Origin of the sequence: Streptomyces sp. NPDC096048, from assembly GCF_044763415.1 — a bacterium.
In the GTDB taxonomy this organism is placed as follows: Bacteria; Actinomycetota; Actinomycetes; order Streptomycetales; family Streptomycetaceae; genus Streptomyces.
Map to the genome: position 1 here is coordinate 50,156 of NZ_JBIWGG010000002.1, position 18,777 is coordinate 68,932.

At 73.1% G+C, this 18,777-nt stretch carries 17 protein-coding genes; 9 read left to right on the forward strand and 8 right to left on the reverse strand.

Annotated features, from left to right (window positions below; translation table 11 throughout):
• Nucleotides 1-59: 59 nt before the first annotated feature.
• From ACIQ6R_RS04770 to ACIQ6R_RS04785, 4 genes are read right to left on the reverse strand one after another with little or no spacing between them, the layout of a single operon-like run.
• Nucleotides 60-1,031: an arabinan endo-1,5-alpha-L-arabinosidase gene (locus ACIQ6R_RS04770; protein ID WP_404218727.1), complete on the reverse strand. Its 972-nt coding sequence runs from the start codon at nt 1,029-1,031 to the stop codon at nt 60-62.
• Nucleotides 1,028-1,891 (reverse strand): carbohydrate ABC transporter permease, encoded by an 864-nt coding sequence (locus ACIQ6R_RS04775; protein WP_404175051.1) that lies wholly within the window; start codon nt 1,889-1,891, stop codon nt 1,028-1,030. The genes ACIQ6R_RS04770 and ACIQ6R_RS04775 overlap by 4 nt, the downstream gene beginning before the upstream one ends.
• Nucleotides 1,888-2,829 carry a carbohydrate ABC transporter permease gene (locus tag ACIQ6R_RS04780; protein ID WP_404218729.1) on the reverse strand — a complete coding sequence of 314 codons (942 nt, stop codon included), beginning with the start codon at nt 2,827-2,829 and terminating at the stop codon, nt 1,888-1,890. Before ACIQ6R_RS04780 ends, ACIQ6R_RS04775 begins: the two co-directional genes overlap by 4 nt.
• Nucleotides 2,826-4,184 (reverse strand): extracellular solute-binding protein, encoded by a 1,359-nt coding sequence (locus ACIQ6R_RS04785; RefSeq protein ID WP_404218731.1) that lies wholly within the window; start codon nt 4,182-4,184, stop codon nt 2,826-2,828. The genes ACIQ6R_RS04780 and ACIQ6R_RS04785 overlap by 4 nt, the downstream gene beginning before the upstream one ends.
• Nucleotides 4,185-4,405: 221 nt before the next feature.
• Between ACIQ6R_RS04785 and ACIQ6R_RS04790 the strand changes: the two genes are divergently transcribed.
• The 5 genes from ACIQ6R_RS04790 (at nt 4,406) to ACIQ6R_RS04810 (ending at nt 10,065) form a co-directional block, all read left to right on the forward strand.
• The gene (locus ACIQ6R_RS04790; RefSeq protein ID WP_404175060.1) at nt 4,406-5,641 is read left to right on the forward strand and encodes a DUF6545 domain-containing protein; all 1,236 of its coding nucleotides are present in this window, start codon (nt 4,406-4,408) and stop codon (nt 5,639-5,641) included.
• A 91-nt stretch (nt 5,642-5,732) separates the two neighbouring features.
• Complete coding sequence (locus ACIQ6R_RS04795; RefSeq protein WP_404175063.1) at nt 5,733-6,254, forward strand: toxin; 522 nt, start codon at nt 5,733-5,735, stop codon at nt 6,252-6,254.
• Nucleotides 6,251-7,438 (forward strand): MAB_1171c family putative transporter, encoded by a 1,188-nt coding sequence (locus ACIQ6R_RS04800; RefSeq protein WP_404218733.1) that lies wholly within the window; start codon nt 6,251-6,253, stop codon nt 7,436-7,438. The genes ACIQ6R_RS04795 and ACIQ6R_RS04800 overlap by 4 nt, the downstream gene beginning before the upstream one ends.
• 31 nt (nt 7,439-7,469) lie before the next feature.
• The gene (locus ACIQ6R_RS04805) at nt 7,470-8,672 is read left to right on the forward strand and encodes an MAB_1171c family putative transporter (protein WP_404175068.1); all 1,203 of its coding nucleotides are present in this window, start codon (nt 7,470-7,472) and stop codon (nt 8,670-8,672) included.
• Entirely contained in the window at nt 8,662-10,065 is a 1,404-nt protein-coding gene (locus ACIQ6R_RS04810; protein WP_404175071.1) for an FAD-dependent oxidoreductase, read from the forward strand. Before ACIQ6R_RS04805 ends, ACIQ6R_RS04810 begins: the two co-directional genes overlap by 11 nt.
• A 99-nt stretch (nt 10,066-10,164) precedes the next feature.
• Here the strand turns inward: ACIQ6R_RS04810 and ACIQ6R_RS04815 are convergent, their stop codons facing one another.
• Together ACIQ6R_RS04815 and ACIQ6R_RS04820 are read right to left on the reverse strand one after the other, a co-directional pair.
• Complete coding sequence (locus ACIQ6R_RS04815) at nt 10,165-11,061, reverse strand: SMP-30/gluconolactonase/LRE family protein (RefSeq protein ID WP_404218735.1); 897 nt, start codon at nt 11,059-11,061, stop codon at nt 10,165-10,167.
• Nucleotides 11,058-11,831, reverse strand: coding sequence for an IclR family transcriptional regulator (locus tag ACIQ6R_RS04820; protein ID WP_404218737.1), 774 nt, complete (start codon nt 11,829-11,831; stop codon nt 11,058-11,060). Before ACIQ6R_RS04820 ends, ACIQ6R_RS04815 begins: the two co-directional genes overlap by 4 nt.
• 169 nt (nt 11,832-12,000) lie before the next feature.
• Between ACIQ6R_RS04820 and ACIQ6R_RS04825 the strand changes: the two genes are divergently transcribed.
• Complete coding sequence (locus ACIQ6R_RS04825) at nt 12,001-12,594, forward strand: hypothetical protein (RefSeq protein ID WP_404175080.1); 594 nt, start codon at nt 12,001-12,003, stop codon at nt 12,592-12,594.
• On the opposite strand, the gene ACIQ6R_RS04830 is transcribed toward ACIQ6R_RS04825, so the two are convergent.
• Together ACIQ6R_RS04830 and ACIQ6R_RS04835 are read right to left on the reverse strand one after the other, a co-directional pair.
• Nucleotides 12,581-13,456: a RimK family alpha-L-glutamate ligase gene (locus ACIQ6R_RS04830; protein WP_404219602.1), complete on the reverse strand. Its 876-nt coding sequence runs from the start codon at nt 13,454-13,456 to the stop codon at nt 12,581-12,583. The genes ACIQ6R_RS04825 and ACIQ6R_RS04830 overlap by 14 nt on opposite strands.
• A 21-nt stretch (nt 13,457-13,477) precedes the next feature.
• Nucleotides 13,478-14,185 carry a FadR/GntR family transcriptional regulator gene (locus ACIQ6R_RS04835; RefSeq protein ID WP_404218740.1) on the reverse strand — a complete coding sequence of 236 codons (708 nt, stop codon included), beginning with the start codon at nt 14,183-14,185 and terminating at the stop codon, nt 13,478-13,480.
• A gap of 175 nt (nt 14,186-14,360) precedes the next feature.
• Here ACIQ6R_RS04835 and ACIQ6R_RS04840 point away from each other — a divergent pair, with 175 nt between their 5' ends.
• Genes ACIQ6R_RS04840 through ACIQ6R_RS04850 form a run of 3 tightly spaced genes read left to right on the forward strand, consistent with a single transcriptional unit; the run spans nt 14,361 to nt 18,651 of the window.
• The gene (locus ACIQ6R_RS04840) at nt 14,361-15,776 is read left to right on the forward strand and encodes an SLC13 family permease (protein ID WP_404218742.1); all 1,416 of its coding nucleotides are present in this window, start codon (nt 14,361-14,363) and stop codon (nt 15,774-15,776) included.
• 51 nt (nt 15,777-15,827) lie between these two features.
• On the forward strand, nt 15,828-17,288 hold the full coding sequence (locus tag ACIQ6R_RS04845) for an acyl-CoA synthetase (RefSeq protein WP_404218744.1): 1,461 nt from the start codon (nt 15,828-15,830) through the stop codon (nt 17,286-17,288).
• Nucleotides 17,281-18,651, forward strand: coding sequence for a carboxyl transferase domain-containing protein (locus tag ACIQ6R_RS04850; protein ID WP_404218746.1), 1,371 nt, complete (start codon nt 17,281-17,283; stop codon nt 18,649-18,651). The genes ACIQ6R_RS04845 and ACIQ6R_RS04850 overlap by 8 nt, the downstream gene beginning before the upstream one ends.
• Nucleotides 18,652-18,777: the final 126 nt, after the last annotated feature.

An 18,777-nucleotide genomic window follows, 5' to 3' on the forward strand; every position in this document is an offset into this window, starting at 1 on the left:
AGGTTCGCGTGTGTCCGGTACGCGTGGGTCCGCGGGTTCGTGGTGGCCGGCCGTGCCCCCTAGGAGACCTTCGGCCAGCCGTCCTTGGTCCAGGTCAGGGCGTTCAGCCCGAGCTTGGGCGTGCCTTCGTCCTCGGCGTCGTAGTAGTGGTACGCCAGCCAGTCCCGGCCCCGGTCGCGGAAGACGGACTGGCCGCCGGTGCCGATGTAGGGGCCGTGGCCCTCCAGGAGGAGGTCGCCGCCGCCTTCCAGCAGCGGGGTGCCCGTGCTGTCGACGTACGGGCCCTCGATGTCCGTGGACCTGCCGACCTTGATCCTGTACGTGCTGTTCACGCCGGAGCAGCACGCGTCGTACGAGGCGAACAGGTAGTAGTGGCGGCCGTGCTTGACGATCTCCGGGCCTTCGACGGCGTACGGCTCGTCGGGGCGGGTGGCGAGGTGGTGGACCTTCGCGTCCTCGACCGCCTTGCCGGTGCGCGGGTCCAGCTCGACCATGCGGATGCCGCTCCAGTACGAGCCGAAGGACATCCACAGGCGGCCGTCGGCGCGGATGACCGCCGGGTCGATGGCGTTCCAGGTGTCGGTCGTCTCCGAGGAGAAGACCTTGCCGTGGTCGGTCCAGGTGCCGGGCAGGCCGGTGCGGGAGGTGGCGACGCCGATCGCGGAGTGGTTGGTGCCCCAGGAGGAGACCGCGTAGTAGAGCCAGTACCGGCCGGCGCGGTAGGAGAGGTCGGGGGCCCACGGGTCGCCGGTGTCGTTGTACTCGTACCACCAGCCCGGGGGCTTCGCGAAGGCGTTGCCCGCGTCGTCCCAGTGCCTGCCGTCCTCGGAGAGGCGGGCGCCGATGACGCCGCCGGTGGAGTAGGCGACGTAGCCGCCGCCCTTCAGGCGCATGACGGTGGGGTCGTGGATGATCTGCTGGCCGGTGATGGGGCGCGGGTCGGGGTAACGCTCCGCGGCCTGCGCCGCGTTGGGCAACAGGGCCATCAGGGCGGCCGTCGCCGCGGCGGCGAGGGTTCTGCGTACGGTCACTGGCCCGCCAATCCCGTGTGGGCGACGCCCGCCACGATCTGCCGTTGGAAGAAGACGAAGACGATGATCAGCGGCAGGCCGGCCATGAGGCCGCCGGCCATGAGCTGGGCCCACTGGATGCCGTAGGAGTTCATGACGGTCGCGATGCCGTTCGGCATGGTCATCAGGTCGGGGTTGTTGGTGACCATGTAGGGCCACAGGAAGTTGTTCCACGAGCTGATGAAGGTGAAGATGCCGACCGCCGCGAGCGAGGGGCGGGAGAGCGGCACGATGATCGTGAAGAAGACGCGCCAGCGGCCGGCGCCGTCGATGAAGGCGGCCTCCTCCAGCTCGCGCGGGATGCCCTGGAAGAACTTGTAGAGGATGTAGACCATCGCGGCGGGCGCGCACTGCGGCAGGATCATGCCCCAGTAGGTGTCGACCATCCCCATCTGCTGGACGGTGGTGAACAGCGGGACGCCGAGCACGGCCGGGGAGACCATGAGGCCCGCCATCACGACGCCCATCAGCAGGCCCTTGCCCCGGAACTCGGTGCGGGCGAAGCCGTAGCCGGCCAGCGCGCTGACCAGCAGCACGATCGTCGTGACGCAGACCGACACGACGAGGGAGTTGACGAACCAGTTGGTGATGTTGCCGGTCTCGAAGAGGGCCGTCCACGCCTGGCCCGTCCAGTCCTCGGGCAGCCAGTGCGTCGGCACCTCGACGGCCTCGGTCTCCGACTTGAGCGAGGTGAACAGCGCCCAGGCCAGGGGCGCCAGGAACAGCACTGAGACGGCCGTGCCGAGGAGGGTGAGCACGATCTGGCCGGTCGACCAGGGCCTGCGGGCCTTGGTGCGCGTCGGCGCCGTGGCGGTGGTCATCGGCCGCCCTCCTCACGGTTGCGCAGCAGCCACATCCGGGTGAGGGCGACGGCCGCGATGAGCACGAAGAAGATGATGGAGATCGCGGAGGCGTAGCCCACGCGGTAGCTGGTGAAGCCCTGTTCGAGGGTGTACTGCACGAAGGTGCGGGTCGATTCCTCGGGGCCCGGCCCGAAGTCCTGCATCACGACTGCCTGGTCGAAGACCTGGAGCGAGGCGAGGATCTGCAGGGCGACGACGAGGCCGGTGATGTTGCGCAGCATCGGCAGCGTGATGTGGAGCGTGCGGTGCCAGGCGTTGGCGCCGTCCAGCCTGGCGGCCTCGTAGAGGTGCGCGGGGATGCCCTGGAGTGCGGCGAGGTAGAGCAGGAAGCTGAAGCCGACCGTCCACCACAGGGTGGTGATGACGACCGCGAGCAGGGCGTACGACTTGTCGGTCAGCCACGGTGTCTCGAGGCCGAGGACGTGGTTCACCATGCCGGTGCCGGGGTTGAACAGCCACTGCCACAGGTTGGCGGCGACGGTGGACGGCAGCAGGAACGGCATGAAGAAGCACAGCCGCCACAGCCATTTGCCGCGCTCGATGTGGTGGGCGAGCATCGCGAGGAGGAAGGCGAGGACCGTGATGCAGGGCACGACGAGCAGCGTGAAGTACGCGCTGTGGCCGAGCGCGTCCCACATCAGGGGGTCCTGGAGGGCCTCGCTGTAGTTGTCCAGGCCGATGAAGCTCGCGCTGTCGCCGGAGATGTTGGCGTCCGTGAAGCTGAGGTAGAGGCCGCGCAGCAGGGGCCAGACGACGAAGAGCGCGAACAGGGCGAGGAACGGGGCGACGAACCAGCCGCCGTGCTGGAAGCCCTGCCCGCGGCGGACGGTGACGCGGTCGGCGGCGGTCTTCGCGCGCGCCGGGCGGATGATCGTTTCAGCGCTGGTCGTGGTCATGCGGCCGCACCTCCCTGCGCGGCGGTTCTGCCGTCCATGGGGTTCTTCGTGCCGAGCAGGTCGGTGAGCGCGCCCTTCATGCGGCGGGCGGCGGCTTCCGGCTTCGCCGAGCCCATCGTCGAGGAGACGACGATCGGGCCGACGCGCTGGGCGAGGATGCCGGTGGAGCCGGCGAACCACACCTTCGGCTCGGTGGCCTGGTGGTCCATCGCGGTGACGTACTCGCTCTGCGGGTTCAGCTCCTTGTACGCGGCCGTGGACAGGGTCGGCGTGTAGGCGGGTATGTGCCCGCCGGCCGCCCACTGCTGGGCGTGCTTGACGATGTAGGCGGCGAGTCGGTGCGCGGCCTCGTTGGTGGCGCCGCCGCGGTCCGCCTGATGCGGGAGCACGAAGGCGTGCGACTCGGCGTGCGTGGCCCGCTCGCCGAAGACGGGCGGCAGCGGGGTCGCGCCGTAGTCGAGCTTCGCACCGGAGAAGACGGGCACCGACCAGTTGCCCTCCCACGCGAAGGGGGCGCCGTTGACGAACTGTTCGGCGCCCGCGCCGCCCCCGAAGCTCGGGTTCGCGTAGCCGTCGGCGACGTGCCGGCGCAGGAACTCCAGGACCTGGGTGGCCTTGTCGGTGTCGAAGGTGACCTCGGTGTTCCCCTCGTTGAACCAGGTGCCGCCGAGCTGGGTGTAGAAGGCGACGAAGTCCCACCACTGGAAGTTCTGGTCGTTGTGCCAGAAGCCGATGGTCTGCAGGCCCTTCTTGGTGGCCTTCCTGGCCTCCTTCAGCACGTCGAACCACTCCTCGGTCGACGTCACGGGCACCATCCGCCCGTCGGCGCCGAGCAGGCCCGCCTTCTTCAGCACGTCCTTGCGGTAGAAGCAGAGCTGGACGTGGATGTCGAGCGGGAGGGCGTAGAGCTTGCCGTCGATGACGGCGCGTTTCCACAGCTCGGGGTTGAAGTCCGCTTCCTTCACGCCGTACTTGGCGAGCAGGCCGACGTCCCAGGGGTCCAGGAGGCGGCCGGGCGAGAAGCCGGTGACGCGGCCGAGGTGCATGACGCCGAGGTCCGGCGCGCGGTTGCCGGCGGCCGCCATGGCGAGCTTGGTGTAGAAGGGGCTGCCCCACTGGAGGGTGGAGTCCTTCACGTCGATGCCGGGGTTGTCCTTACGGAAGGAGTCCAGCATCGCGATCATGTTGTAGCCGTCGCCGCCACTGAAGAGGTTCCAGTAGCTCACGCGGGTGTCCGCACCGGAGGCGAGCGCGTCGGCGCCCGTGCCCAGGGCCGCGAAGCCGAAGCTTCCCGCGACCGTCAGACCGCCCGCCGCGCCCAGAAAGTGCCTGCGATCCAGGCCAGGTCGTCCCATGCCCTGCCCTATCTGCTCATGGATTGTTCGAGATATCGAATAGCGCTCGTAACTTCGAACGGGACCGTAAGTGGACGGCGCTTTCGCGTCAATGGTTCGGACAAGAACCAGGGGCAGGACTTTCCGTGCGCCGGCATCGCATGACGCGGACACGCGCGGCCGCGTAGGCTCGAACGGCCTTGGGACACGACGGAGAGTGCCGGCGGGGGTGGGGGGCGAAGATGGAGTCCGCGGACGCGGCCATGGGTCCGGCCTCGTTCCTCAGCGAGTTCTACACGTCCTTCTGGTGGATCCCGGCCGCCGTCCTGGCCGCCGCCCTGGCGATCAAAGTGCCGACGATCATCCGGCTCTGGAGGGACCCGCTGCTGCGCGCGGTCGGCGGCCTGCTGCTGCTCGCCTGCGCGGTGTTCGTGTTCGTCGCGCCCTCGACCATCGTCTGGGTCAACCGCGTCACCGGCGTGCCCAACATCTCGGCGCCCTGGGTGTACTCGCTGCTCACCGCGTTCTGCGGCTCCTGTCTGGTGCTGATCATCGCCTGGCGCGACGGGCTGTCCGAGCGCTCCGCCCCGACCCGCCGGGCCACGCGCTGGGTCGTCCTGGCCTACGGAAGCGTGATCGTCGCGCTCTGGGTGCTGTTCGCCCTCGCCGACGTGCCCGTGGAGCGCACCCGCGACCTGGACACGTACTACGCCAACACGCCGTTCATGCGCGAGGAGATCCTGCTGTACCTCGTCGCGCACACCACCGCCGTGCTCATCACCTCGAAGCTGATCTGGAACTGGATCCGCACCGGCGGGTTCGACGCCTGGCTGCGCTGGGGACTGAGGTTCCTGGGTATCGGCTACGCGCTGAACCTGGCCTTCGACGCCGCCAAACTCACCGCCGTCACGGCCCGCTGGACCGGCAACGACCTGGACTGGCTCAGCCTGGACGTGGCCCCGGCCCTGGCCTGTCTGTCCGCGGTGTCGATCGCGGTCGGCTTCATCCTGCCGCACGCCGGGCAGTACCTGCACGAGCGGTGGCGGATCCGCCTGGCCCACCGCCGGCTGCGTCCGCTGTACCGGCTGACGCGGACCGTGCACGGCTCCGGGGTGCCGTTCGTCCTGCGGGCCAGCCCCGAACTGCGCCTGACCCGCCGCGAGACCTTCATCCGCGACGTCCTGCTGCCGCTGGCCCGGCGCACCGACGAGCGGCTCGGCGAGCGGTCGTACGTCGCGGCCCTCGACCTCGGTTTCCCCCCGGCACGGGCGAAGGCGCTCGCGTCGGCGGTGGTGATCCTCGACGCGGTCGACGCAGGGCCCCGCGCGGACGGCGGCGACGGCACCCACGGCCCCGACACCACGGACCTGCTCCGCGAGATCGGGGCGCTCTCGCGCGCCCTGCGCCACCCCGACGCGATCCGGGAGGTCCGCGCCCGCGCCGCGGCACCCGGGGACACCGTGGCGGTCACCGAGTGACCGTGCCGCACGCGGAACTGGCCCGGACGGCACCCGTCTTGGCATATTGCACAGGTGACCGAGCAGCAACCAGGGGAACAGGGAGACATCGGTGCGTACCAGGAAGGAGATGCGTCGTCTCGCTGACGCCCTCATCGACCCCATCCGGGTGCCGGTCCCGGCCGACCCCGAGGTCCTGTTCGACGCGCTCGTCGCCTCCGTCAGCGCATGGCGGGGACGTGACGTGGTCGTCCACCGCGCGGCGTTCCCGCCGCACACCGCGAGCGGACTGTGGCTGGAGCGCGAGAGCCACGACGACGTGGTGGTGGACGAACGCGCCGCCGTGTGGCACCAGATCGTGATCCTCTGCCACGAGGTGTGGCACATGAGCCGCCGCCAGGCGGAGACGGACGTCGGTGCCGAGCCCCGGCCGGTCGCCGCGCGCACCGACTTCTCCCTGGCCGAGGAGCAGGAGGCGGACCGCTTCGGCATGCTGATGGGCCGTCGGCTGCGCACCTGGCTGGAGGCCTCCACCGACTCGGTGTTCGCCGCGGAGGGCGGCGACCCCGACGACCCCCAGGACCTCGCCGGACGCATCGGGGCCGCGCTCAACTACCGCGGGACGACGAGATGAACGGCTTGATCAACTACGTCAGTTGCGGAGTGCTCTGGCTCGGCCTGCTGGTGAAGGCCCCCGATCTGGTGCGCCACCGCCGCGATCCGTATCTGCGTGCCATCTGCGCCGTGCTGGGGCTGGCCGGGCTCTGCTTCCTGCTCGGGGCGGCTCCGACGGTCGGCGCCGTCAACCGGCTGAGCGGTGTGCCGAACCTCGCGGCCCCGCTTACCTACGCGGCCATCACCGGGTACTGCGCCGCCTCCCAGGTCCTCGTCGTCCACTGGCGCGGCGGGCCCCGGGTGCACCGCACCGCCCGCCGCTGGACGCTGGCCTACGCCGCCGTGGTCCTCGGCATCGCGGTGACCTTCGCCCTCGGTGACGCGCCCGTGGAGCGCCGCACCGACCTGGACACCTACTACGCGACGACCCCGTTCATCGCCCAGATGATCGTGCTCTACCTGGTCGCGCACCTCATCGCGGTGACCGTCACCACGGTGTCGTCGCTGCGCTGGGCGCGCCGGGTGCGGGGCGGGTTGCGGGCCGGCCTGACGCTGCTCGGCGTCGGTTCGCTGTGCGGCGCCGGCTACAGCGTCGCCAAGCTGGCCGCGGTCGGCGCCAGTTGGTCGGGGCGGGACTGGTCGGCGCTCGACACCGCCTTCTCCCCGGCCGCCGCCGGTCTCGGTGCCCTGCTGATCGTCGTCGGGGTGCTGGTCCCGCTGGTGACGCCCCGGGTGACCGAATGGCGGCGGGCCCGGCGGACGTACGCCCGGCTCGAACCCCTGGAGCGGGCGCTGGACGACCTGCTCACCCGCCGCACGCTGCGGCTGCCCCGCCCCCGGTTCGCCTCCCCCACCACGCGGCTGATGTGGCGCCAGACCAGCATCCACAACGCGCTCGGCCACCTGGACGCGTACTTCGACCGGGACCTGTACGACCGGACCCGCGCCGGTGTGCTGGCGGCGACGGGTGATCCGCAACGGGCCGAGGCCGACGCCTGGGCGGCGGTGATCACCGCCGCGGTACGGCACGAGGCGGGACCGGGCGGGGATGCTCCGCCTCCCGGCGGCGCCGGTCCGTTCCCCGGCCGGGTGCCGGGCCCGGCCGCCCTCGGCCGGATCGCCGACGTGCTGGCCGGTACGGCGCCGCTGCCGCCGGCCCCCGCCGCCGTGCCGAGCGGTACGACCACGGCGGGGACCGCGTGAACCGGGCCCCGGGCGAGAGGAGTCTGCCGATATGAGCCTCGTCGTGTACCTGGCGGCCGTCGTCTTCGGGATGACCTCCGTCCTGCTCTTCCGCCGCCCCCGCACGGCCATGCGGAACCCGCTCACCCTGTCCACCTGCATGGCGATCGTCCTCGGCGCCCTGGTCTTCGTCTGCGCCGCCCCGGCCACTCTCGCCACCGTCAACGAGCTGACCGGCGTCCCCAACTTCGGGGCCCCGCTGACCTACGGGATGCTCTCCGCGTACAGCTGCGCCGTGCTCGTGCTGCTGATCAACTGGCGGGGCGGTTCCCGCGAGCGGGTGCGGCGCATGGTGCTGCGCAGCGTGGCCGCCTACGGTCTCCTGGTGGTCGCCATCGTCGTGCTGTTCACGCTCGCCGACGCGGACACCGAGCGGCTGACCGACCTCGACACGTACTACGCCGGCACCCCGTTCATGCGGGAGATGATCCTGCTGTACCTGCTCGGGCACAGCGCGGCGATGCTCGTGATGTGCGTCGTCTGCGTCAAGTGGGGCCGCGAGGTGGGCGGGCTGCTCCGGGCCGGGCTGCGGCTGATCCTGCTCGGGGCGCTGCTGGACGTGGTGGGGTTCCAGTTGACCAAGTACACGGCCGTCGTGGCCCGCTGGACCGGTCACGACCTCGACTTCCTGTCCACCACCGTGGCCCCGCCGATGGCGTCGCTGGCCGCGCTGCTGTGCTCGGCCGGGTTCGTGCTGCCCAGGCTGCTGCCGCCCGTGGTCGACCACTGGCGGGGACTGGGCGACTACCGGCGGCTGGATCCGCTGTGGTCCCTGGTCAGGTCGGTGTCCACCGCCCCCAAGCCCCCGACCGCCTGGTGGCAGCTCCCCCAGGCCCGGCTCCAGTGGCGTGAGGTGTCCATCCACGACGCCCTGCTCGCGCTCGCGCCGTACTTCGACCACCGGGTCCGTGAGCGGGTGCGGGACACCGCCCTGGGCGCGGGCCGCTCACCCCACGAGGCCCGGCTGGCGGCGGAGGCGGCCATGCTCGCCGACGCCGCGCGCCGGGCCGTCACCGGTGAGGAACCGCCCGAGACCGCCGGTACCTACCGTCTGCACGCCACCGAGGTGTCCGGCCCGAGCGGTCTGGTGGAGCTGGCGCAGGCGCTCGACCGTCCGCCCGCCGCGTCCGGCGGTGCGGTGCCGTCCTCCATGACCGGACCCATGGCTGAACCCGAGGAGCCCCATGTCGCGTAGAGCTGTCGTCATCGGTGCCGGCCTGGCCGGGATGCTGGCCGCGTCCGTGCTGTCCACCGCGGGCGTGGACGAGGTGCTCGTACTGGACCGTGACGAGTTGCCCGAGGGGCCGGAGCACCGCCGCGGGCTGCCGCAGGGGCGGCACGCGCATCTGCTCATGACCGGAGGGCTGGCCGCCATGGAGGAGCTGGTGCCGGGCGTGAGCCTGGGCAAACGGCTGCTCGCCGCCGGGGCCCACGAGATATCCCTCAGCTCGGGCATGCTGGCCCGCACGCCCGAGGGCTGGCTGCGGCGGTGGCGGCGCGAGGGGCCCGTCATGCTCACGTGCAGCCGGGCGCTGCTGGACTGGACGGTGCGGGCGGCGGTGCTGGAGCACTGCCCGGTCGAGGTCCGCAAGGCGGCGGTGGTGGGGCTGACGGGTTCCGCCGGCCGGGTGCGGGGCGTGCGCGTCGCGGCCGTCGGCGGGGACACGGATCTCGACGCGGACTTCGTCGTCGACGCGAGCGGGCGCGGCACCCGGGTCGTCACCTGGCTCGACGGGCTCGGTCTCCCCGGTGTCCGGGAGCGCACCGTGGACTCCGGGCTGGTCAACGCGACGCGCGTCTATCGGGTTCCGGAGGGTGCGGAGCGGTTTCCGCTGACGATCGTGCAGTCCGACCCGTACGTGTCCCGGCCGGGGCGGAGCGCGATGGTCCTGCCGATCGAGGACGACCGGTGGATGGTCAGCTGCGGCGGCACGCGAGGCGGTGAGCCGCCGGCGGACCCGGAGGGCTTCCTGCGGTACACGCTCGAACTGCCGGACCCGATCGTGGGACGGCTGATCTCCGGCGCGCAGCCGCTCACCGACGTGCATCTGAGCCGGTCGACCAGCAATGTGCGGCGGTACCTGGAGAAGTCCGCCCGGTGGCCCGACGGTTTCGTCGTCCTGGGCGACGCGCTGGCCACCTTCAACCCGGCGTACGGGCACGGCATGTCGGTGGCCGCGTTCGGCGCGCGGGTCCTCGGCCGGGAGCTGGAGCGGGCCGGTGCTCTCGGCGCGCCCGGCCTCGCCCGGCGGGTGCTGCGGGGTGCGGCGCGCTCGGCGGACCCGGCGTGGTCCATGGCCGTCGGCCAGGACGTCCTCTACCCGGGAGTGCGCGGCGGACGGCCGGGGCCCGCCGACCGCGTCGTGTCGGCGTACACCCGGCGCATGACGAGGGCGGCCACGGGCTCCTTCGCGGCGGCCTCGGCGATCTGGGACGTCACCAGCATGCGCACGCCCCCGACCCGCATGTTCCGCCCCGACGCGGTCCTGGCCGCCCTCACCGGTTCCCCGCTCGCCCCGCTGACCGGGCCGCCGCTGACTCCGGGTGAGCGGGAGGTGCTCCGGGGGCTGGACCGCACGGGCGTGTGAGGGCACGGGCGTGTGAGGGGAGGGGGCTGTGAGGGACGGGGCTGTGACGGAACGGGCGGACGCGCACCGGCGTCCGCCCCGGCCGCGGCGGCCCCGTGCTCAGCCCGCGAACGCCGGCTGGGCCGTCCCCCGGCCCGCGCCCGGCACCACCAGCACCGAGCCGGCCAGCGGATGCGGGGCCGTCAGCCCCACCCGGGCCGTGGTGATGTACAGGTCGGTCAGGCCGGGGCCGCCGAAGGCGCAGGCCGTGACCCGGGGGACGGGGAGGGCGATCACCCGGTCCAGGTCACCGGACGGGGTGTACCGGCGTACCGCGCCGCCGTCCCACAGGGCGACCCAGACACAGCCCTCGGCGTCGACGCAGAGGCCGTCCGGGAAGCCGGCGCCGTCCTCGATGGCGGCCAGGGGCCGGCGCCCCGTGATCCGGCCGTTCCGGCCGCCCCCGGTGCCGGGGTCCGCGACGTCGAAGACGTCGATACGGCGGGTCGGCGAGTCGACGTAGTACATCAGCCGCCCGTCGGGACTCCAGCCGGTGCCGTTGCTCACCGCCACGTCGCCGAGGACGACCTCGACCGTGCCGTCCCCGGTGACCCGGGACAGCGAGCCGCCGCCGGGTGCCTCGTCGTAGCGCATGGTGCCGGCCCACAGCGTGCCGTCGGGGGCGACGGCGGCGTCGTTGGCGCGGCGGCCGGGGACGGCCTCCCGGTGCAGCCAGCGGAAGGTGTCGTCGGGGTCGAGCAGACCGATCCCGTCCCGCAGGTTGAGGACGAGGCCGCCGCCCGCGCGGGGCTTGACGGCACCCACGTGCTGGTCGGTGCGGCGGACCGTGCGCCGGCCGGTGGCCGGGTCGTAGGTGTGGACGCGGGAGTTCAGGATGTCGATCCACAGGAGGCGGCCCGTCGCCGGGTCCCAGGTGGGACCCTCGCCCAGGGACGCCTCCGCCCGGACGGCCACCTCGTACGCCGTCCCGGTCGACGTCGTACCGTGCCCCGTCATGCGGCGCTCCGGTGGCCGAGTCGCTCCGAGAGATCGGTGGCGCCCTTGACGGCGAGCTGCTCCAGCTCGCCGAGGCGCTCCTCGCTCCAGCGGATCATGGGCACGGAGATCGACAGCGCGGCGACGACCCGGCCGGTGCGGTCGCGGACCGGGGCGGCCACGCAGGAGACGTCCGGGTTGGACTCGCGGCTCTCCACCGCGATGCCCCGCTCGCGGATCCCGGCCAGGGTCTCGCGCAGGGCGGCCGGGTCGGTGATGCTGTTCGGGGTCATCGCGGTCAGTTCGGCGCCGTCGGGGAAGCGGGCGGCGACCTCCTGCTCGGGCAGGGAGGCCAGCAGCATCTTGCCGACGGAGGTGCAGTGGGCGGGCAGCCGGCGACCGGCCGCCGACACCATGCGCACCGCGTGCGTGGAGTCGACCTTGGCGATGTAGATGACGTCGGTGTCCTCCAGGATCGCCACGTGCACGGTCTCGTCGCAGGTCTCGGCGACGGTCCGGGCGACCTGCTGGCCCTCGGCGGCGAGGTCGAGGTGCTCGGCGTAGCGGGCGCCGAGCTGGTACGGACGCACGCCGAGGCGGTACCGTCCGGGCTGCCCGGCCACGGGGACGATGTACTTGCGGGCGGCGAGCGTGGTGACCAGCTCGTGCACGGTGGTGCGCGGCAGCTGGAGCCGGCGCACGATGTCGGGGGCGGAGAGCGTGCCGTCCCCGTCGAGGAAGAGCTCCAGTATGTCGAGAGCCCGGGTCACGGCTGGTACGAGGCGTCCCATGTCCCGCCCCCTCCCTAAGTATGTTCGAGATTTCAACAGGCGGTCGGAATAGCGAACACAGGCTACTCATATCGCGTTTGCCGGGGCAATGGGCATGCGGCACCGCGATGCGCACCTCCGCACGGCGCATCTCCGCCGCGCGCTCACTCCATGGGCCACGATGGTCCCCATGCCCACCGGAAAGCGGCCCACCGGCCCGTTCACCCCGCGCGACTTCCAGCTCGTGCTGCTGCGCCGCATGGCCGACCACAACCCGGGCCCGGTCGAGGACGCCCGTCGCGAGCTGGGCGCCTCGCTCGCGGAGATGCGGGAGGCGAACAAGCGCTGGCAGGCGATGCTCCGCTCCCCGCGCTCCCGCTCGGCGGCCGCCCGCTACCGCTCGGTCCTGGGCGAGCCCGAGTCCGTGGCGCCCCGCCGGATCGGCGACCTGGAGTGCGAGGCCCGGCAGTGGACGCTCCCGCTCTGGCCGGATCTGCGCTTCGAGGTGCTCGTGGCCGACAAGGGCGCCGTGTGGAACGCGTGGCTGGTCCGCGCCCCCGGCGCCGGGGGACCGGAGCTGCGCACCCTGGACGACCTCACGCCCTGGTCCTGCACGGTCGACGAGGCGGCCCGCGCCTTCGCCCCCGCCCGCCCGCTCCAGGGCTCGGCACCCACCCGCTGGGGGCTGGCCTTCGCCGCCCCGGACGCGCGGGGGCGACGCCACGAGGTCGTCGCGGAGTTCACCTGGGGACTGTTCCAGCGGACGGCGATCAGCGACCGCTAGCCGCGTCGAGCACCGCCTCCACCACCCGCGGCACCGACCGCGCGTGCAGCCACAGGAACAGGTTCGGCTCGACCAGTTCCAGCTCCATCACCCGCGGCCGCCCGTCCTCGCCGTCCACCAGGTCGACGCGGGCGTACAGCAGCTCGGGGGCGTCCGGGACGGCGGCCAGGGCGCGCTCGGCGACGGCGAGTTCGGCCGGGGCCGGGGTCCAGGGCTCCAGACCGGGGTGGGCGACCTTGCGCTCGTCGTACGGCGTCCCGGGCGTGAGGACCGCGCCCTTGCGGCTGGCGTGCAGCAGGCGCCCGCCGAAGAACTGCAGCGCCCGCTCACCGGCGGTGTCGATGCTGCTCACGTACGGCTGCACCATCGCCGTGAACCCCTCGGCGTGCATCCGCTCGATCTGCCGTACGGCGGTGGCGTGCTCGCCGGGCGTGTAGCGGGCGGCGAAGCGGGCCCCGGCGCCCGAGGTGGGCTTGACGACGTACTCGTGGTCGCCGGGCAGGCCGGGCCGCTCGCCGGGGGCCACGTAGCGGGTGGGGACGGTGGGCACGCCGGCCGCCGCGAGGTCGCCGAGGTAGCGCTTGTCGGTGTTCCACCGCACGACACCGGCCGGATTGGCGAGCCGCGTGACCTGGCCGCACTTCTCGGCCCACGCCGCGAACTCGCCCGCCCGCCAGCTGTAGTCCCAGGTGGAACGGATCACGGCGAGGTCGAAGGACCCCCAGTCGACGCCGTCGTCGTCCCACACCTCGGCGGACGCCCGCGCCCCCGCCTCCTCCAGCGCCCGCACGAGCGCCGGGAGATCACGGTCCTCGCTGACGTGCGGTCCGGGACGGCAGGTGACGAGCGCTATTCGGGGCATCGCAGACGTATCAGGCATTGGTTACCGTTCCTCTTCCGGGTCCCAGTCCAGCAGCCGGACCTTGGCGACCGTACGGACGTGGCGCCGCATCGCGGTGGCGGCCTGCCGGGGCTGCCGGGCGGCGACGGCGTCCAGGATGTCCTGGTGCTGGGCCAGGGACCGGCCGGGGCGGCCCGGCTGGCGCAGGGACTCGGTGCGGCTCTCGGCGATCTGGTGGGCGATGGAGCGCATGAACTCCGCGAGCAGGCTGCTGTGCGCGGCGGCCGTCACCGCCGCGTGGAACAGGCGGTCGCCCTCGACGCCGTGCCCGCCCCCCTCGATCTCCTCGGCCATCACGGCCAGCGCGGACCGCATCGCGGCCAGGTCGTCCTCCGTGCGGCGCTCGGCGGCCAGTTCGGCGAGCTTCGTCTCCAAAGCCTCGCGGGCCTCCAGGACGTCCGGGAGCCGTCGTCGGCGTTCGACCATCTTCTCGACGGGTTCGACGTCGAGGCTGTCCCGGACCAGGTAGGTCCCGCCGCCGTGCCGTGCCTCCACCAGGCCCTGGACCTCCAGGACCACGATCGCCTGCTTCACCGAGGCCCGGCTGACACCGAGTCGCTGGGCGAGGTCCCGTTCGGGCGGAAGCCGGTCGCCGGCGCTCAGGCCGCCGTCGGTGACGTACTGGCGCAGCCGCTCCAGCACCTGTTCGTACAGGCGCTGCTTGGTCATGGGGCGCAGGGCGTCGGTCACGAGATCCCCCTCTCGCCGGGAGCGTAACACCGGGCCGAGCGTGGCCGAGTGGCTGAGCCAATTCCTGCGCGACCCCTTGACGGCGGCCCGGGGCGGCCCCACGCTGACCAGCCAACCGCACGATCCAAGTGGCTCATCCACTCAGCCAATCAGGTCAGCCCTCGGGAGCCCCCGCATGTCCCCCGAACTCATCTCGATCCTCGTCCTCGTCGTGGTGTTCGTCATCGCCACCACCCGTTCCGTCAACATGGGCGCGCTCGCCTTCGCCGCCGCCTTCGGGGTGGGCACGCTCGTCGCGGACCTCGACGCGGACGGCATCTTCGCCGGTTTCCCCGGTGACCTGTTCGTCGTCCTCGTCGGCGTCACCTACCTCTTCGCGATCGCCCGGGCCAACGGCACCACCGACTGGCTGGTGCACGCGGCCGTCCGGCTCGTGCGGGGGCGGGTGGCGCTGATCCCGTGGGTGATGTTCGCGCTGACCGGCGCGCTCACGGCGATCGGCGCGGTCAGCCCGGCCGCGGTGGCGATCGTCGCGCCGATCGCGCTGAGTTTCGCCACCCGGTACGCGATCAGCCCGCTGCTCATGGGCACGATGGTGGTGCACGGCGCGCAGGCCGGCGGTTTCTCGCCGATCAGCATCTACGGCTCGATCGTCAACGGCATCGTCGAGCGCGAGGGCCTGCCGGGCAGCGAGGTCACCCTCTTCCTCGCCTCGCTCATCGCCAACCTCGTCATCGCGAGCGTGCTGTTCGTGCTGTTCGGCGGGCGGAAGCTGTGGGCGCGGGGCTCGGTGGCGCCGGAGGACGGCGGCGCGGTCGGCAAGGGCGCGGAGCCCACCGACACGGGCGGCGGCACCGGCACCAGCGGCGGCACCGGTACCGGCACCAGCACCGGCGGCGGCACCGGCACCGCCCCCGGCGCCGCTGGCACCGCCCCCACCGCCGTGGCCGTCCGCCCGGGCCAGGACACCGACGCCACCGGCAGCGGCCCGCGCCTCACCCCGGCCCGGGTCGCCACCCTGGTCGCCCTGGTCGCCCTCGTCGTCGCCGTCCTCGGCTTCGACCTGGACGCGGGTCTGACCGCGGTCTCCCTGGCCGTCGTGCTGAGCACCGCCTGGCCGGACGACAGCCGTCGCGCGGTCGGCGAGATCGCCTGGTCCACGGTCCTGCTGATCTGCGGTGTCCTCACGTACGTCGGCGTCCTGGAGGAGATGGGCACCATCACCTGGGCCGGTGAGGGTGTCGGCGGCATCGGCGTCCCGCTGCTGGCCGCGATGCTGCTCTGCTACATCGGCGCGATCGTGTCGGCCTTCGCCTCCTCGGTGGGGATCATGGGCGCACTGATCCCGTTGGCGGTGCCGTTCCTCGCGCAGGGCGAGATCGGTGCGGTCGGCATGGTGGCGGCGCTCGCGGTCTCGGCGACGGTGGTGGACGTCAGCCCGTTCTCGACGAACGGCGCGCTGGTGCTGGCCGCGGCGCCGGAGGTGGACCGGGAGCGCTTCTTCCGGCAGTTGATGGTGTACGGAGGGATCGTCGTGGCGGTCGTACCCGCGCTGGCGTGGCTGGTGCTGGTCGTGCCCGGCTTCGGGTAGGTCCACCTCGGACGACCGGTAATCGTGAGCAACAGCTAAGGAGTACGACGCGTGTCCTCTCTCTTCCCCGCCCTCTCCCCGGCCGCGACCGGCGCCGGGGCCGACCGGCCCGCCCTGCGGTTCGGCGGGCGTTCCCTGACGTACGCGGAACTGGCCGCCGCCGCGGGTGGCGCCGCCGGACGGATCCGGGGCGCCGGGCGGGTCGCCGTCTGGGCGACGCCGGAGATGGAGACCGCCGTCGCCGTGGTGGCGGCGCTGCTGGCCGGCGTCCCCGCCGTGCCGCTCAACCCGAAGTCCGGCGACAAGGAACTCGCGCACATCCTCTCCGACAGCGAGCCCTCGCTCGTCCTGGCGCCGCCGGGGAGCGAACTCCCGCCCGCCCTGGCCGCCCTGGAGCGCGTCGACGTCGACGTGCGCGCCACCGGACCCGTCCCCGACGACGGTCGCACCGGCGACGGCGATCCCGCGCTCGTCGTCTACACCTCCGGCACCACCGGCCCGCCCAAGGGCGCCGTCATCCCCCGGCGCGCGCTCGCGACGACCCTGGACGCGCTCGCCGACGCGTGGCGGTGGACCGCCGACGACGTACTGGTGCAGGGGCTGCCGCTGTTCCACGTGCACGGCCTGGTGCTCGGCGTCCTCGGCCCGCTGCGGCGCGGCGGGTCCGTGCGGCACCTGGGCAGGTTCTCCGCCGAGGGCGCGGCGCGGGAGCTGAACGACGGCGCGACCATGCTGTTCGGGGTGCCGACGATGTACCACCGGATCGCCGAGGCGCTGCCCGGGGACCCGGAGCTGGCGAAGGCGCTTGCCGGGGCCCGGCTGCTGGTGTCCGGTTCGGCCGCGCTGCCCGTGCACGACCACGAGCGGATCGCCGCCGCGACCGGACGGCGGGTGATCGAGCGGTACGGCATGACCGAGACGCTGATGAACACCAGCGTGCGGGCGGACGGCGAGCCGCGCGCCGGGACCGTGGGAGTGCCGCTGCCCGGGGTGGAGCTGCGGCTCGTGGAGGACGACGGCACGCCGATCGCGGAGCTGGACGGGGAGAGCGTCGGCGAGATCCAGGTGCGCGGCCCGAACCTGTTCTCCGAGTATCTGAATCGCCCCGACGCCACCGCCGCCGCCTTCACCGACGACGGCTTCTTCCGCACCGGCGACATGGCGGTGCGCGACCCCGACGGCTATGTCCGCATCGTCGGCCGCAAGGCCACCGACCTGATCAAGAGCGGCGGGTACAAGATCGGGGCCGGCGAGATCGAGAACGCCCTCCTCGAACACCCGGGGGTGCGGGAGGCCGCCGTCACCGGAGAGCCCGACCCGGACCTCGGCGAGCGCATCGTGGCGTGGATCGTGCCCGCCGACCCCGCCTCGCCGCCCACCCTCGACGCGCTCGCCGGCCATGTCGCGGGCCGGCTCGCCCCGCACAAGCGGCCCCGCGTTCTGCGGCACCTCGACGCCCTCCCCCGCAACGACATGGGAAAGATCATGAAGCGGGCGCTGACGCATGACTGACCGGCGGTCCGCGCGCGAGTTCCTCGCCCTCCTCACCGACGACTTCGCCGAACTCCCCCACCCTGCCGGGCGGTCACATCCCGACGGCCCCCTCGGCTGGCACGGCTACGACGCCTCCCGCGCCCGCGCCGCCGAGCGCACCGGCGAGGAGGAGTCCGTCGTCTGCGGAACCGGGCACGTCCAGGGCACCCGGGCCGTGCTCCTCGCCTTCGAGTTCGGCTTCCTCGGCGGCTCGCTGGGCCGCGCCACCGGCGACCGGCTGACGGCGGCGTACGCGTACGCCCGCGAACACCGGCTGCCGGTGGTGCCGTTGGTCGCCACCGGCGGCAGCCGGATGCAGGAGGGGATGCTCGCGCTGACCCAGCTCCAGCGGGTGGCACGCCAGTCGGCGCTCACCCGGGAGGCCGGGCTGCCGCAGATCGCCGTACTGCGCGACCCGGCCACCGGCGGCGGCTGGGCGACGCTGGGCGCGGGCGCCGACGTGGTCCTCGCGCTGCCCGGCGCCCAGGTGGGTTTCGCCGGCTCCCGGGTCCGGCCGCCGGACGCGGACCCGGCGGCGTACACGGCCGAGGCGCAGGTCGCGGCGGGCAGCGCGGACGCCGTCGTACCGGCCGGGGAGCTGCGCGGGACGCTGGGGCGGTGGCTGCGGCTGCTGACGGCGCCGTCCGGCGACCCGGCGCCGGTGCCCGAGCCGCTGGGCGCACGGGACCTGCCGGCCGGCGGGTGGGACGCGGTCCGGCGGGCCCGCGCCCCCGGACGGCCGCGCGCCCGGGCGTACCTGGACGCCTACTTCGCCCACCGCGTCGCCCTCTCCGGCGACCGCTGCGGGGGCACCGACCCGGACGGCATGCTCTGCGGCTTCGGCGAGCACGCGGGGCGGACGGTCGCGTACGCCGCCCAGACCGGGACGGCGACCAGGCCCGCCGGATACCGCACCGCCACCCGGCTGATCCGCCTCGCGGACCGGCTCGGCATCCCGGTGCTGACCCTGGTCGACACCCCGGGCGCGGCCAACGACGCGGAGGCGGAGCGGCAGGGCGTGGGCGCGGCGATCGCCGACCTGTTCGCGGCGGTGGCGTCGGCGCGGACGCCGGTCACCACGCTGGTGATCGGCGAGGGCGGCTCGGGCGGGGCGCTGGCGCTGGCCGCGCCGGGCAGCACCTGGGCCACGCCGGACAGCTACTTCTCCGTCATCGCGCCGGAGCTCGCGGCGGCGATCCTGAAGCGCCCGGCGGAGGAGGTGGAGGCGACGGCCGGTCAACTGCGGCTGCGACCGCAGGACTTGGCCGAGCTTGGCGTGATCCGAACAAGCGATCAGTTGTTCCCTGGAACAGGTGATCGTCGCCCTGAGGAGCGAATGTGACTGCAGAGACCAACGATACTTACGTTGTGCGAGCAACGGGCTGCAGACCGTAGTCGACGCACACGTCCCAAGTAGGTCCCACCCATGCACAGCGCAAGGAGCTGCACGATCATGAACCTTCTCACC